The sequence below is a fragment of the Paenibacillus sp. OT2-17 genome, assembly GCF_009827695.1.
GTDB classification, from domain to species: Bacteria; Bacillota; Bacilli; order Paenibacillales; family Paenibacillaceae; genus Paenibacillus; species Paenibacillus polymyxa_B.
This window is the reverse complement of sequence record NZ_WUDQ01000004.1, coordinates 29,462-44,188: the sequence shown is the minus strand read 5'-3', so window position 1 is coordinate 44,188 and position 14,727 is coordinate 29,462. Positions and strand designations below refer to the sequence as shown.

The 14,727-nt window shown below is 45.1% G+C and carries 11 protein-coding genes; 4 read left to right on the top strand and 7 right to left on the bottom strand.

The window, feature by feature from the left end; all coding sequences use genetic code 11:
- Positions 1–9 precede the first annotated feature (9 nt).
- Positions 10–1,977 carry a BglG family transcription antiterminator gene (locus GRP75_RS02515; RefSeq protein ID WP_028541897.1) on the top strand — a complete coding sequence of 656 codons (1,968 nt, stop codon included), beginning with the start codon at positions 10–12 and terminating at the stop codon, positions 1,975–1,977.
- Between the two features lie 38 nt (positions 1,978–2,015).
- On the opposite strand, the gene GRP75_RS02510 is transcribed toward GRP75_RS02515, so the two are convergent.
- Together GRP75_RS02510 and GRP75_RS02505 are read right to left on the bottom strand one after the other, a co-directional pair.
- On the bottom strand, positions 2,016–2,420 hold the full coding sequence (locus GRP75_RS02510; protein WP_023986534.1) for a type II toxin-antitoxin system death-on-curing family toxin: 405 nt from the start codon (positions 2,418–2,420) through the stop codon (positions 2,016–2,018).
- Positions 2,417–2,680: an AbrB/MazE/SpoVT family DNA-binding domain-containing protein gene (locus tag GRP75_RS02505; RefSeq protein WP_013308294.1), complete on the bottom strand. Its 264-nt coding sequence runs from the start codon at positions 2,678–2,680 to the stop codon at positions 2,417–2,419. The genes GRP75_RS02510 and GRP75_RS02505 overlap by 4 nt, the downstream gene beginning before the upstream one ends.
- 194 nt (positions 2,681–2,874) lie before the next feature.
- Between GRP75_RS02505 and GRP75_RS02500 the strand changes: the two genes are divergently transcribed.
- From GRP75_RS02500 to GRP75_RS29460, 3 genes are all read left to right on the top strand, one after another.
- The gene (locus GRP75_RS02500) at positions 2,875–3,813 is read left to right on the top strand and encodes a YwqG family protein (protein ID WP_160788532.1); all 939 of its coding nucleotides are present in this window, start codon (positions 2,875–2,877) and stop codon (positions 3,811–3,813) included.
- Positions 3,814–4,023: 210 nt separating this feature from the next.
- Positions 4,024–4,542, top strand: a complete 519-nt coding sequence (locus GRP75_RS02495; RefSeq protein WP_160788531.1) for an RNA polymerase sigma factor — start codon at positions 4,024–4,026, stop codon at positions 4,540–4,542.
- Positions 4,526–6,142, top strand: coding sequence for a DUF4179 domain-containing protein (locus GRP75_RS29460; RefSeq protein ID WP_160788530.1), 1,617 nt, complete (start codon positions 4,526–4,528; stop codon positions 6,140–6,142). Before GRP75_RS02495 ends, GRP75_RS29460 begins: the two co-directional genes overlap by 17 nt.
- Positions 6,143–6,269: 127 nt before the next feature.
- Here the strand turns inward: GRP75_RS29460 and lacZ are convergent, their stop codons facing one another.
- The 5 genes from lacZ to GRP75_RS02465 form a co-directional block, all read right to left on the bottom strand.
- Entirely contained in the window at positions 6,270–9,314 is a 3,045-nt protein-coding gene (gene lacZ / locus GRP75_RS02485) for a beta-galactosidase, LacZ type (RefSeq protein WP_160788529.1), read from the bottom strand.
- 52 nt (positions 9,315–9,366) lie between these two features.
- Positions 9,367–10,191 carry a carbohydrate ABC transporter permease gene (locus GRP75_RS02480; RefSeq protein ID WP_023986538.1) on the bottom strand — a complete coding sequence of 275 codons (825 nt, stop codon included), beginning with the start codon at positions 10,189–10,191 and terminating at the stop codon, positions 9,367–9,369.
- The gene (locus GRP75_RS02475; RefSeq protein ID WP_013308301.1) at positions 10,188–11,084 is read right to left on the bottom strand and encodes a carbohydrate ABC transporter permease; all 897 of its coding nucleotides are present in this window, start codon (positions 11,082–11,084) and stop codon (positions 10,188–10,190) included. Before GRP75_RS02475 ends, GRP75_RS02480 begins: the two co-directional genes overlap by 4 nt.
- Positions 11,085–11,185: 101 nt before the next feature.
- Positions 11,186–12,475 (bottom strand): ABC transporter substrate-binding protein, encoded by a 1,290-nt coding sequence (locus GRP75_RS02470; RefSeq protein ID WP_053324404.1) that lies wholly within the window; start codon positions 12,473–12,475, stop codon positions 11,186–11,188.
- A 403-nt stretch (positions 12,476–12,878) separates the two neighbouring features.
- On the bottom strand, positions 12,879–14,693 hold the full coding sequence (locus tag GRP75_RS02465) for a cache domain-containing sensor histidine kinase (RefSeq protein ID WP_160788528.1): 1,815 nt from the start codon (positions 14,691–14,693) through the stop codon (positions 12,879–12,881).
- Positions 14,694–14,727 lie beyond the last annotated feature (34 nt).

Here is a 14,727-nt window from a genome sequence, read left to right as displayed (position 1 = left end):
TATATCTACATGATTTTTCCCTACAAACGCTTGAAAAAGCTGTACCAGCTCGTCAGTGGAAATGATCAAGGCTGGTCTTGGACCACCAAAGCGCTCGCTGAGCGGCTGGAGGTAACAGAGCGGACCATCCGCGATGATCTTAAGAAGCTGGACAGTATGCTGAATGAATATGGAGCATATCTGGAATCCAAGAGGGGTAGCGGCTATACGATTAGGGTTGATGACCGTGAGAAATACCATTTTTTTGCTGATGAAAGTCAGGAAGAAACAGAAGTAAGTCAGCAGCTACCGGGGGCTCCAGAAGAGCGCATACGGTATGAACTGTTCAAGCTGCTGAATGCGAGGGAATACGTGAAGATGGAAGATCTCGCCGATGAGCTGTATATTAGCCGGGCCACGATGAATAATGATTCTAAAATCATCCGTCGGATTCTGGAGGATTATAGTCTCACCCTGCGCACCAAGCCGGGACATGGTGTAAAGGTGATTGGGGAAGAAAAGAGTATTCGTTACTGCCTGGCTGAATATGCTGACGTCCGCGATGAAGAGGGACAACGCAGCGACATGCCCTTGGAACAACAACAGCTGTTTCAAGGATTGGATCTACCGCAGATCCGGACAATTATTCTAAAGCATTTGCGGAGCGTTGGGACCAAAATGGCTGATTTGGCGCTGAAAGATCTCATCACTCATTTGGCGGTCATGGTGCTGCGAGTGAAGGAAGGACATGGTTTAGAACGCTTTGAGGCGGTGGTGGGCAGTCCGCGGGATATTGAATTGGCTAGCGCCATGCTGAGGGAGATGGAAGAGGCCTTTGGCATCACCTGTCCTGAAGGAGAGTTCGATTATGTTCTGCTGCATATCGTCAGCAAAAAGATGGCCGAAACCGAGTGGGAGCGCCTCCAGTCCGATCGTCTCTTCTTAGCAGTGCGCGGGATGCTGACATTCGTCTACGAACGCTTTACCTATGACTTGCGTGACGATGAACGGCTGTCCAAGGATTTATTTGTACATTTGAAGCCAATGCTGACCCGGCTGGAGCATGGTATGAACATGCGTAATCCACTGCTTGGACATATTCGCAAGTATTATCCGCTTGCCTATGAAATCACAGTTGGTGCGGTAAAAGAACTACAAAAATCGTTTCCGTACGACATCAACGATAACGAAATCGGTTATTTGGCACTTCATATCGGGGCTGCATTGGAACGCAAATACAATATCCCTCATCGGCGTCGCAAAACCGTGTTGCTGGTGTGCGGATCCGGCTATGGAACCGCCCGGATTCTAGAATCCAGGCTGCGTTCGCTGTTCGCTGAGCTGGATGTATCCCGAGTGGTTTCACTTCGGGAATACGAGGAGATGTCCACCGTCGAGGAGGACCTCGTCGTTTCGACCATTCACTTGCAGCAACGTAAGGATAAACCGTCCGCGGTGATTAGCCCGATTCCTTCGGAACGGGATATGGAGACAATGACGCGGATGGTACGGGCCAGCGATGAGGAACAGGAAACTTCACTGCTACGGTATTTTGACAAGCAATGGTTTATGACCCGATCCGATCAGCCGAGCAAAGATACACTAATTGAAGAAATGAGTGGTATTTTAAAGCAAAAAGGAGTGGTGACTGACAAGTTTTTGCCAGCAGTCAAAGAAAGAGAGAAGCTGGGCTCTACTGCATTGGATCGAGGGATGGCCATCCCCCATCCCCTGGAGCTAAGCTCTAACCGAACGGTCGTAAGCGTGTGCTTGCTGGAAAATCCAATTCCTTGGGATGCCAACCATGAGGTTCATGTGGTATTCCTGCTTTCAATCTGCAAAGAGGACTACGAACAGGCCATGGGGATTTATGATTTGTTTGTAGAATTGATCCGCCAGGAAGAGACGCTGGAACGATTAAAGCATTGCCATTCCTTTGATGCCTTTATGCTAATCGCCCGTCAGGTGCTTGCAGTCAAGAGCAATGATTACCATTGAACCTAAAAAAGAGATCATTCGTGATCTCTTTTTTAGGTTCACACATGTAGTTTGGAAGAGTGGAGCTCGATTAATAAAGCCAGCTGATTCAACGAAAATTTATGATTAACCATATCTACAGTAAAGTCTTCGGCTGCTTTCTGATCCATTTTAAATTGAAAGCCATTGTAGCGCAAAAAAATGAGTAATGCAGTAAAAGCTGTTCGCTTGTTTGCATTGTGAAAAGGATGGTTTTGCCCTAGGGATTCGAATAATGCAGCGGCTTTGCTGAATATTGTGGGGTACGCATCTTCACTAAAAGCTGATGATTGAGGACGTAGAACAGCAGACTCAAGTAGACTGGTATCTTTGACGCCGATTTGTTCGCCTTTGCTGTATCTTTCAATCATAGCGACATTAATAGCTATAACTTCTTGAATGGTTAAGAAACGAATGCTGCTCATCTATCCTTAAGTCCTTTAAGGGTTTCGTCATATGAATCCATTACTTGAGAAAGATTTTCAAGAAAATCATCACTTAACCCTGAGGGCAGAGTTATTTTGTTCGATTTTTGTATAATGATTTGTCCGCTCTTGTGATCTACTTCAACCTGAACTGTATCTCCTTGGCCCAGTCCGAGCTGCTTAATGGCTTCTGTCATAGTAATCCCTAAGCTATTTCCGAATTTAGTAATTTTACGTTCCATTCCAATCACCTTACCCATCTCTTTATCCTCCTTATTATACTATTCAACTGTTATAACAATTATACATGGTTTCAGGGTATATAAACATATACTTTTTAATTCAACTTATATCTGCTAGAAAAATAGATTGTCAGGCTTTTATTTGGTAATCTGAGGTAAGGGTTTAAATGGTTGCAGGCTATATTATTACTTCATGAAAAGGGGCGAGCGAGATGCTACAACCACTATTAAAGGATGAACTGACTCGAATACTGGAAGGGCATTCACTGGATGAAGATTTAAAAGAAGAGATTCATCAGGAAGCTCAAGCTGCTATACAATTTCATGTGGATCATGAGGAAAATTACGAACACATTGGAAATAGTCGGATCGCCGGCTATCCAGATCTGCCACCCACGATAGAGTGGCCGTGTGATTCAGACGGAGAATATTATACGTTCATTGCTCAAATTAATTTGGGCGAGCTACCTTTTTCACCATTTGAGGGATTGCCTCATCAGGGCATACTTTACTTTTTTCTTGGGCTGGATGAGCCCGCCTATGATATTGACCATAAAATCTTTTACTATAACGGTGACAGCAGCGCTTTGAAGAAAACCTTGCCACCGACCGGGAAGGTTGAAGTATGTGCTGAGAACAGGGGTTTCACATCTTATGCAATTTCTTTTCAGCCGATTGTTACCCTGCGGTCGGAGGGTGAGCTAGGAGATGTTCTTGTAGATCAGTATGAAGAGCTGTATGAGCTTGTTTGTGAACAAAGTGACACGGTGTGGGGTCAGCATCAATCTTTTGCAGGGAACACCCGGCGGGATGCTTATCTACGCCGAAACGGGCTGGAGGGTCTTCTGTTTAACTGGCATAAGAGTGAGAGTCAGATTCATAAGGAAATCGAGCAAGCTATGCATAGGGGAAGTACGGATTATGCGGAGCATTTACGATCCGAGGTGTTGCCTCAGCTGCAAGAATATCAGACGAATCGGGAAAAGCACGATCAGGCTTCGGAAAATTGGCATGTTCTGCTCTCGGTCTCTTCTTTGGACGAGGTTGGTATGTGCTGGTGGGACGCAGGGTATTTGGAATTTTTGATCGATCAAAGAGACTTGAAGAACCTTGATTTCTCGAAGACATATGTCAATCTTGCTACGAGCTAGCCCGGTGCGGCAGACTCATGCTGATTTAGGGCAAATGATGGCGGTTAGAGCAGGGCGGTTTTTTGATTGATAAAAGCAGTGAATTGAGCATATGGCACAGTAGGTTTGTAGGTGGTCCTATACAGGGCCGCCTTTTTTCGATGTAAATGAACGATTGTACTCCGTTATTAGTCTTAATAGATGAGACCACAACAAGGGAGGTGCACGTATATGACTGATCGAGAGCTGTTTGAACTATATAAGGAGCAGATATATTATTTTTGTTATTATTTGATGCAAAATCAAGCAGATGCAGAAGATGTTTGCCAGGAAGTGTTTGTCAAAGCACTTTTGGCCGACAGGTCCAGAGTACAAGATCTCAAATCATGGATTTTACGAATTGCTTCTAATGAGTGCAGCAATGTGCTTAGAAGGCGGAAAACTGGACTGATGAAGGAAATACGAACTTTTTTATTGTCACGCCCTCATTCATTTAATCCGGTGGAAGAGAGCTTATATCATCAAGAAACTAAGACAGAGCTACACAAGCTATATAACAAGCTTCCAGATAAAATTCGAATGGTCGTGGTCCTTCGTTATGTAAACGAATTGACTGTGCCGGAGATATCTAGAGTTATAAATATACCCGAAGGAACAGCTAAATCTAGATTAAATCGGGGGCTTAAACTGCTAAAAAAAATGGTGATATCCCAAGTAAAGGAGATGAGTAGCAGTGAGTCGGTATTTTGAAAAAGAACAGAACATTCCTCAACCTGAATATGATGCAATGTGGGTAAATATAGAACAGGAAGCAACCAAACGAAAAGCAACTTTGCAACAGTCACAGGAAGCACCTATGCATAGAGCAAAAATTGTTCCAGCGAGTATCGTATTCTCATGTTTTCTGCTCGTCGCCATCCCTGTATTCGCTAGTGTGACTATCAATTGGGATAGAATAGGCGGACGTAGTGTAACCAATGCGCTAAATAACGGTATTGGACAACGGTATGATCTAAAAGCATCCAATGCAGGCATTACGATGAATTTGAATGGTGTTGTAACGGATGGCGAAAAAATGAAAATGCTTATTTCTCTGGATCCAGGAACCGATCCAACCAGTTATATTGGGTTTGCTATAGAGAAAACTACGGTAACTAGCAATTCTGATACCAAGGAACAAGCACACGGATATTTAAATTACGATCCTAAAAGCCAGAAACTCCTTGGCATTTATGAAACTATTGATACTTTAAAGGATCGTAAAAAAGATTACACACTTGAGGCACAGAATCTAATTTTTTATCGTAATCAGGATATTCCTTTAAAGACGGATCATCAAGCCGGGGATACCCTCGTTACCGGGACCAAGCAGTATCCTAACATTTATATAGAATCCGTTCGACAAATCAACAACAAGACTGTTGTCCGCTTTAGAGTTGCTGCAGCTCCATCCGATTTAGGACGTGGGAACCCGCATTTGGTAATGAAAGTGGGCGACAAAGAGATAGACGCAATCCCAACCATTCTACCTAGCGACAGCCCAGACTTGCATATTGAGCAGGTATTCAACATGACTGCACAAGATTGGAAAAAGGCAAACCTTCATTTTTGTTATATTGAGGAAGCAAAAAGAATTGAGGGTACTTGGAAGTTCGAATTTGAAGCGGATGGAAAAAAAGCAAGTGAAGCGATTTATTCCAAGAAACTGCATAGCAGCGCTGAATTCCAAGAAAATACAGGCACTACCTTAGACCAACTGGTTATTACCCCCTTGGATATTGAAATTCTAGTAACAGAGCGTGATTTACTTAAAAAGGGAATTGTTCATTATAAAACAGCTCAGCTGGTTATAGGTGATAAAAAAATTAACGGAGGGTGGAATATTAAAGGAGCTGGTCCTGAAAATTATCAACACTTATATCAATTTGAATCTCCAGAGTGGTATAAGGACTGGTCTGATGTTCCAATGAAACTTATATTGAAAGATGCTGTCATCGAGAAACGTGATACGTCTAAGAATTGGATCACTCTTCATAAACCTAAGGAAGAAAAACAGTTCGCTGAGCTTAATGCGGACGGTTATCAAATTGATTTCACATACTATACAGAGGGAAAAGACTTGATTGTCGAATCGAAATCCGGTTCCCCTGGCTTCAAAGGCGTCAACCAAACAACGATGCGAATTAACGGCAAAGAAGTAGTGCCTCAGATCATTGCGAAGGGTATGGTATCCACAGGAGTTAATGTTGACCGTTACAAAAACATTGAATTAGACGGAAAATTGGAACTAAATCCTGGCATCTACAAGTACAGTGATCCTGGACGTGATATTGAAGTTTTTTTGAAATAGATATGGCCATCGCTGCCTATTCTGCAGATACGTAAATACAAAAGCCCTTCCAGCTTTAGCTTCTCATGAGGGAAGCAGCGGAAGGGCTTTTGTTATACCTACTTGTCTATACAGTGAGCGTGCTTATTTATACTCGTTGCACGGTAAATTCGAATTCCAGCTTTTGATCGGCTGTAATTTGGTATTCTTCATGTACCGGAGCTCCCCAGCTATCGTCGCCGCCTACGCCCATTTGTTTACCGGCTATGGTGACAACGGTGTAATACACGTTTGGTAGCTCATACAGATGGTAGGCACTTTCCAGCTCAAACGCTGTAAACGGTGAAATATTGCATTCCACAGGTGCGGTGGCAGGAGCAGTAATGCGAATACCACGCTGAGAATCGTCGGTAATATCGACACGGCGCACGCCTGTACGGTTGCCGGATTCCTGCGGTACGACATACCCGGATACGTTATCCGCAGCTTCGTTGTGGAATACGCCTAGTCTCGCGCCAAAGGCACGGTCGATGTAATTCTCTTCCGGTCCCATCGCGTACCAGTCCAGATGGCGGTAGTCCGCCGGAACCTTGAACGAAAGAGCAAAGATCGGCAGGTTAGGCAGTCCTGAGACGCCTTCATAAGTTGATTTTACGTTCAGACTGCCATCGGCAAAGACGGTATAGGCCACTGTTACCTGTACGTCTGCATGAATACTCAGCGTGTAGCGGAACGTAACAGTCACACGGTCTGTCTGCTCTTCCGTGACCTGAATGTCCACGCATTTACGTGTCAGACTTGCAGCAAACCAGCCGCCAGCGTCAAAGCCCAGTGCGGTTCCCCGATCATTGTCTGTGGTCGCCCGCCAGAACAATGGGGCAGGAGGCATGGCGATCATCTCACGTCCGGCGTAGCGAAGTGAAGTCAGGCTGCCTGCTCCTTTGGAGAACATGATACTGAAATCTGCACCGTGAACGCCAATGTTAACATCACCATGCACCACTCGTAAGGCACCGCCCGTAGGGATCTTCAGCGGATTTGGATCTTCCACGATGAAAATATGCTGTCCGAAGGCCACTTCGTGTCCAGCCTCAGCCCAGAGCGTGGATTCTTTCAAAACTAGAGCGGTGTGAATGACGTACTCACCGGGCTTTCCGTCCGTAATGGGGAACGTCAGTGGAATATAGGCTTCGGTCTGAGCCGCCACATCTACATGAATGGCATTACGTACGATTTCTTGGCCTTCATGCAGTAGACTGTATACTAGCTCATAGTCGCCCGTTCCCTCGAACAGGTTTTCATTGCGCAGGGTTACACCGCTGCGATCCGGGGTGAGCTTCAGATTTTGATACAGGAATTTGACCTCCTGCATCTTCGGTGAAACTTTCCGGTCCGCATAGACAATTCCGTCCGTACAGAAGCCATAGTCTGTGGCACGGTCGTCAAAGTCACCGCCGATCGCGAGGTATTCGCGTCCGTAGCGATCTTTTTTCATAACAGCCTGATCAATATAATCCCATATAAAACCGCCCTGGTACAGCTCGTATTTGTTCTCCAGCTCGGTATACTTGTGCATGCCGCCTACGGAATTACCCATCGCATGCATGTATTCGCAACTGATATACGGCTTTTGCGGATTGTCGTTTAGATATTGCTCGATATCTGCGGGTTTGGCGTACATCCGGCTCTCCATATCGCTGGTATCATCGTACGTACGGTTGTGAAACACGCCTTCGTAGTGTACCAAACGGCTCGGGTCGGTGGCTCGGAAATAGTTGGCTACATTGCGCAGCACTTCACCTGCATATGACTCATTGCCGCAGGACCAAATCAGAATGGACGCATGGTTTTTGTCCCGTTCCAGCATGGAAATGGCGCGATCCATGACGATATCCTGCCACTCAGGCAGATTGGCGGGAATATTCCACGATGGCTCGACGGCGCCGAGTTTTTGCCAGGAACCGTGTGTTTCCAAGTTCATTTCATCAATTACATAGACCCCGTACTCATCGCATAGCTCATACCACAGAGTCTGATTTGGATAATGAGAGGTGCGAACAGCGTTCATATTGTTCTGCTTGAGCGTCCGGATATCCCACAGCATATCTTCACGGGAAATCGCACGTCCGGTGCGAGCGTTAAATTCATGGCGGTTCACACCTTTAAAGACGATGCGTTTGCCATTCAAATGCATGACCTTGTTGATCAGCTCAAATTTACGAAAGCCAATTTTTTGTGGAATGACTTCCACGAGCGATCCACTGGCATCATAAATTTGAATGAACAACGTGTACAAATAAGGTTTCTCGGCACTCCAACGCTGCACTTGCTCCAAGGCTGCTGACAGCGAAGCTTTGCCATCAGTAAAGTCAGCTTTCAAAGAAGCTACAACATGGCCGGCAGCATCTTTCACATCGACAGTTGCATAGGCCGTTGCCGGCTTTTCCAAGGTCAATTTCAGCTCCAGAAGACCCTGCGTGTAGGAAGCATCCAGATCCGCCTTGGCATGCAGGTCACGTACGTGAACCGTAGGGATGGTATAGAGATATACGTCTCTGAAAATACCGGAAAAACGCCAAAAGTCCTGATCCTCCAGCCACGCTCCCGTACTTCTTTGATATACCTCCACTGCCAGCTTGTTTTCGCCTGCTTGCAGGAACGGTGTCAGTTCAAAATCAGACGGTGTAAAGCTGTCCTCGCTGTAACCGACAAATTGTCCGTTCAGCCATACATAGAAAGCCGACTCGACGCCTTGGAAAGAAATGAACACAGGCTGCGCGCCCGAAGCCATATTTTCCGGCAAAACAAAGCTTTTGATATAGCTCCCGACCGGGTTGTGGTCCTCCGGAATATGGGGTGGACGAACGTCCGAATGTCCGTCCCATGGATACATCGTATTCACGTACTGCATTTGGCCAAAGCCTTGCGTCTGAATGTGACCCGGCACTTGAATATCGCTCCAGCCGCCATACTCAAAGCCGGGCGCATAGAACTCTACTGGACGGCTGGCTGGATTCGTTGCATAGTTAAACTTCCAGCTCCCATTCAGGCTATGACGCCAAGCCATATCAGCATGCTGCTCCGCTTCCTGAAGCGTAGCGTAATATTTGTGATCGGAATAGGCGGGCAGCCGATGTACAGCAAATTTGGTTACGTCGGTCAGCCAGTCCAGACTAGGGGTATGGATGGTCAAGGCGAACACTCCTTATTTTTAAAATGAAATGAAGATATTACACAGTAATTTGTTATTTTACCGAACCAACCATGCCCGCTACAAAGTGTTTCTGCATCAGGAAGAATACCAGTGCAGTCGGCAGTGTGGACAGGACAATGGCGATCATGATGACACCGTAATCCGGTGCATAGCTGGAGCCAAGGTTCGAGATCAACAGCGGAATCGTTTGATTCTCCGGCGTTTGCAGCACAATCAGAGGCCAGAGGTAGTTGTTCCAGCTGGACATGAATGTGATGATTGCGGCAGCGGCATAGGTTGTTTTCATCGTAGGCATATACACCCGGAAGAACAGACCCAGCTCGGATAATCCATCCATACGACCTGCTTCCAGTAGATCCTTAGGAAACATCTTGGTGCTTTGACGGAAAAAGAAGATCAGGAACGCCGTAGTTACGGTCGGAATGACGACAGAAGAGAGTGTATCAATGCCGATCCACGGTATGACATTAGAAATACTGCCGAACATCCGGTAGAGCGGGATCATGATCGCCGCAAACGGAATCATCATAGACATCAGCAGGATATTGAAGACAACGTCTTTCGCTTTACTTCTGTAAATTTCAAAGCCATAACCGGCCAGTGATGCGATTAGCATAGCCAGCAGCGTAGTTGAGATGGAGACTTTTGCAGAGTTACTTAGTGCGGTAACGATGTCTACTTTTTCAAGCAAATTGTGCATGTTATCCATCAAATGGGAGCCAGGCAGAAGCTTGCCTTTGGTCACATCGACCGACAGGTTCGTGGAGCTGGATAGCATCCAGAGGAACGGGAAAATCGAAACGAACGACACAAGGATCAGAAAGGCGTACGTAAATGCTCTTTTTGTTTTCATCATTTTTTCTCACCTGCCACTTTGAACTGGATAATTGACAAGATAATAATCATAATGACGATGGAATAAGATACGGTCGCCGCATAACCAAAGTCGGATGAATATTTGAAGGACAGATTGTAAATATATTGCGAAATTGAAGATGTCGCGTTCCCTGGCCCACCCTTGGTAATATTCATAATTTCATCGAAGAGTTGGAGTGTACCAATCGTTGATGTAATCGAAGTGAACAGGATAATCGGCTTAAGCAGTGGAACTGTAATGCTGAAAAACTGTCGGATAGGGGAAGCTCCGTCAATACGGGCCGCTTCGTAGATGGAACTGTCAATGTTCTGAAGACCGGATAGGTAAAAGATCATATTATAACCAGTCCAGCGCCATGTGATCGCGATAATAATCGTAACCTTGGCCCAGAAAGGATCTGTAATCCATTGGATGGGCGTGCCAATCACGTGCAGATTCAGCAATAAGGAGTTTACCAGACCGTCGGACGAGAACAAGTACTTGAAGACAACCGAATATGCTACAAGGGATGTGATACACGGCAAGAAGATAGCTGTGCGGAAAAAGCCCTTGAATTTCAGGTTTTTATCATTCAACAATACCGAAATGAACAGAGCCAGAATGACCATCAAAGGTACCTGGAAAATTAAATAGATAAACGTATTCTTCACGGCGGTTATAAACATTTTATCGGTGAAGAGTCGCTTGTAGTTATCAATGCCGTTAAAGCTCAGATTAGACCCTGTACCTGTCTTAAAGGACAAGATAAGCGCCTGAATCATCGGATAGAAATAAAAAGCGGCGATCATGATCACTGCGATGGATATGAACAACCATCCTGTCATACCTGCTTTGAGACGTGTTGTAGTTATTTTGGGCGCGGCTGTCTTCATACCATGTCAACTCCCTGTGCAGCAATAAAACCTTGAACTCGCAAGCCCAAGGTTTTAAGTGCTTATCGTTTTATTGTTTAGCCTTGGCTAGATGGACTGTCTTATTTAAGCTGTGCTTCCGCCTGTCCTTGAGCATCTTTCAGAACTGCGTCTACATCTTTTCCGTTCAGATAGTTTTGAATTTCAACGGTCATGATATCCTCAATGGCATACGTGTGCAGGCCATAATTGACTTTTGGAACTTGCTTAGTCCATTCTGCAAATTTCTTATATACTTTGTCGCCTCCGAAGTACGGATCTTCCACGTCATAAGCTTTACCGCTGGAAGCTGCGTTCAATGAACCGACAATTCCAATTTTGCTCAGCATATCTTGATACAGCTCTTGATCTGTTCCGAATGTCTCTTTCAGGAAATCAGCAGCGGTATCTTGACCGTCCGAGTTAAGGACATACCAGGAGCTGCCGCCGAGGCTGGAAGCATTCACGGATTCAGGTATATTTTTCAGCTTAGGGAAAGGAACAACGGCCCATTTACCCGATTGCGAAGCTTCTGCTTTGATCGAAGGTGTAATCCAGTTACCTGTAGGTACGGAAGCAACTGCACCGCTGTTGAATGCGGCCAGGAACTGACTCCAGTCGGCATTCATTTTAACAATGTTAGCGTCGAACAAGGATTTGTACGTCAAGAGTGCTTCTTTCAGAGCTGGATTACCAGCCAGGTTCGGTGTTTTACCGTCTTCTTTCAGGTACCATGAACCTGCAGTTTGGATCATACCACGGATCAGACCGAGGTCATTCGGATCTTGAGTCAGCATTTCTTTGCCTGTTTTTTGTTTTACGGCTTTACCAATTTCAATGAATTTGTCCCAATCAATATTAGTCAGGTCCGCTACTTTGTAGCCGGCTTGTTCCAGATAGTCCGTTCTTACATACAGTCCCATAACACCGGAGTCGAATGGAACACCATACTGTTTGCCGTTGTAGCTAGTCGGTCCGATTTTATAATCAGCGAAGTCGGATGCTTTGATCGTGCTGCTCATATCATGGAAAGAATCGGGATAGGCTTGCAGGAAGTTCTGTGCCCGATAATCCTCGATCAGAACCACGTTCGGCAATCCTTTGGTAGATCCGGAGTTAAGGCCGGCATTCATTTTTTGTACGATATCGTTTTGAGCATATTCAACAATGTTTACGGTTACATCTGGATGTTTGGCAACGTAGCGATCTTTTGCCAGCTTCAGGGCTGCGATATTAAAGTTCGGGTCCCAAGCCCAGACGGTGATTTCTTTTTTGCCTGAATCTGTTGTAGTAGCTGCTTTCTCGGAATTGCTGGAGCATGCGGATAGCAAGATCAAGCTTGCAATCAGCAGAAGGAAAGTCATTTTTTTCATTTTGTTCAACCCCTACTCTTTTTTTTATATGTTGCTTACTAGTTCTAAAGCTCTTAGATGAAAGCGGTTACCTCATTTATAAATCTAGTGTACCATCCATACTTTGTCGGTGTTAGGAATATCTTTATACGGTTTGGTTTTATTATTATGATTTATCAAAAAAGGTACCGCTTACAATTGTATTTTATTTTGGTTTAGGTACTTTTTTTAGGTTGAACTAAAAATGAAAAAAGTGGAACAAAAACGGAGTGGGCGGAATGGTGCTGTACAAGCGTAGCGGTCGCCTTTGTATCCGGATTTCAACCTTATATAATTTGGATAAAGAAATCTGGATACAACAGCGATGGGAAGCACCATCCGACCGCGCAGTGGCACTTCGTGCATCTTTAGTTCAGTGTATATATTATTTGCTGGAGTCGTTTGATTTCAAAATCAGGGGGAGGGTCATTCTTACTTTGGTGCCCTCGCCCTTTTTACTGGAGATGGTCACGCCGTATTCTTCTCCATATAAAAGGGTAATGCGGTTGTGCACATTCTGGATGCCGATGCCTGTGAACAGTTGGCGCTTGCTCTTGGGATTCGGAAGTCCGTCTTGCGCCGTATGCCCGTCCAAATCCATACCGTCTCCATCATCGACCACCTCACAGATCAATGTATGCTCCGTTTTGGACACCAATATATAGATGTGCCCTACGTTTTTTTCATTAAACGCATGGAAAAAAGAGTTTTCGATAAAAGGCTGAATGATGAGCTTGGGCACATGGTACTCCAGACAATCGGGTGATACAAAATAATTCACTTGTACCCGCTGCCCGTAGCGCACATGGTTAATGAACACATAATTTTGCATGTTGGCCATTTCCTGCTCAATGGTGATCGTTTCACTCACATTGCTGATTGTATTTTGCAGTAAGGAAATGAGTGCATTGATCGTCTCGGCGGCTGTTTCCTTATTTCCTTTGAGCACCAGCATTTTGATCGAAGCCAGTGTATTGTACAGAAAATGCGGATTGATCTGCCGTTGTAGTGCAGCAAGCTCTGCGTTCCGTTGACCCTTTTGCGTCTCTAAAAGCTTACGGATATAGTCATTTAGTTCATCCAGCATGTAGTTGTAAGCATGACTTAATTGTCTAACCTCATAGCTGCCCGTTACCGGGATATAATTATCAAAATTTTTCTCGCGTATGGTCGACATTTGCTTCACCAGTCGAGTCAGGGAACGAATCAGTCGACGGGATATCAGAAAAACGATCACCAAAGCAATCAGTACGATGGCAATGCAGATCCATACAACGGATTTAACGTCAATAATTTGTCCAATGGCGGCTTGTCTGTCAATCATGTTCACCAGATAAAAATCAAATGAAGGGATATAGTTGGAAAGGAGGATACTCTCCTTATTCATCACATCCGCATTAATGTAGTTAAGTCCCTGTTCATTGATTTTTGTGGCATAGCCTAGCAGCTCACTGGAGCGTTGTCCGATCAGGTCCTGGCGGTTGCTCGATACAATCAGTCCCGACTTGTCTAAAATAAGCACATCATTGCCGTTGCTCGTGAAATTGTTATAGAAACGGCGAAATTCAGGCTCTCGGATAGCGATGTAGATCATGCCGTACAGGGTACCGCTGGTTCGCTCCATAAATGGCTTGGAGGCGATGATATAGGGTGTTGGCTTTTGCGCGGTACTATTCATTTGTTGTTGAAATAATTCAGTATCCAATTGATACATAAGCTGTGCCGGTCGTGCTACACTTCGGGCTGTAATAGCATTGCTTTTAAGTTCTTCCGCAGTTACAGGCCAATAGGACGAGTCGGAGTAAAAGCTCCGGCCGTTCAGACCTGTTACAGCGACACCGACATCATAGGCATCGACGTTCGATTTAATTTGCTTCATTTGCTGTGCCATTCCGAAGTAAATTCTTGCCGAGTTAATCGAGTCAGATTGACCGCCAGTCAGATAGTTTTTGACCGTTCCATTTTCCGAAGCATGGGTTACGGCATTCACGATAGAATCATTGAAGGATTCAAAGCTGGATTGAATCTGGCTGAGTACCTTGGCATTTGTAATACTGAATGTCTCAGCAAAAAGTCGTTCAGACATCCGAATCGTCACCAAAGAGGTCAGCAAGGACACCGCAGTGATGCTGACCACCATAACAATAAAGATTTTGAAGAACAGACCTTGATATTTGATCTTATGGATGTATCTTTTCATATTCAATCTCTTTTCTGCTGGCAGATGTGGCTTA

What these genes read in the sequence shown, in the direction of transcription:
- GRP75_RS02470 (WP_053324404.1), bottom strand. Translation starts at nt 12,475, where the DNA reads ATGAAAAAAATGACTTTCCTTCTGCTGATTGCAAGCTTGATCTTGCTA.
- GRP75_RS02475 (WP_013308301.1), bottom strand. Translation starts at nt 11,084, where the DNA reads ATGAAGACAGCCGCGCCCAAAATAACTACAACACGTCTCAAAGCAGGT.
- GRP75_RS02515 (WP_028541897.1), top strand. Translation starts at nt 10, where the DNA reads ATGATTTTTCCCTACAAACGCTTGAAAAAGCTGTACCAGCTCGTCAGT.
- GRP75_RS02505 (WP_013308294.1), bottom strand. Translation starts at nt 2,680, where the DNA reads ATGGGTAAGGTGATTGGAATGGAACGTAAAATTACTAAATTCGGAAAT.
- GRP75_RS02465 (WP_160788528.1), bottom strand. Translation starts at nt 14,693, where the DNA reads ATGAAAAGATACATCCATAAGATCAAATATCAAGGTCTGTTCTTCAAA.
- GRP75_RS02480 (WP_023986538.1), bottom strand. Translation starts at nt 10,191, where the DNA reads ATGATGAAAACAAAAAGAGCATTTACGTACGCCTTTCTGATCCTTGTG.
- GRP75_RS02495 (WP_160788531.1), top strand. Translation starts at nt 4,024, where the DNA reads ATGACTGATCGAGAGCTGTTTGAACTATATAAGGAGCAGATATATTAT.
- GRP75_RS02500 (WP_160788532.1), top strand. Translation starts at nt 2,875, where the DNA reads ATGCTACAACCACTATTAAAGGATGAACTGACTCGAATACTGGAAGGG.
- GRP75_RS02510 (WP_023986534.1), bottom strand. Translation starts at nt 2,420, where the DNA reads ATGAGCAGCATTCGTTTCTTAACCATTCAAGAAGTTATAGCTATTAAT.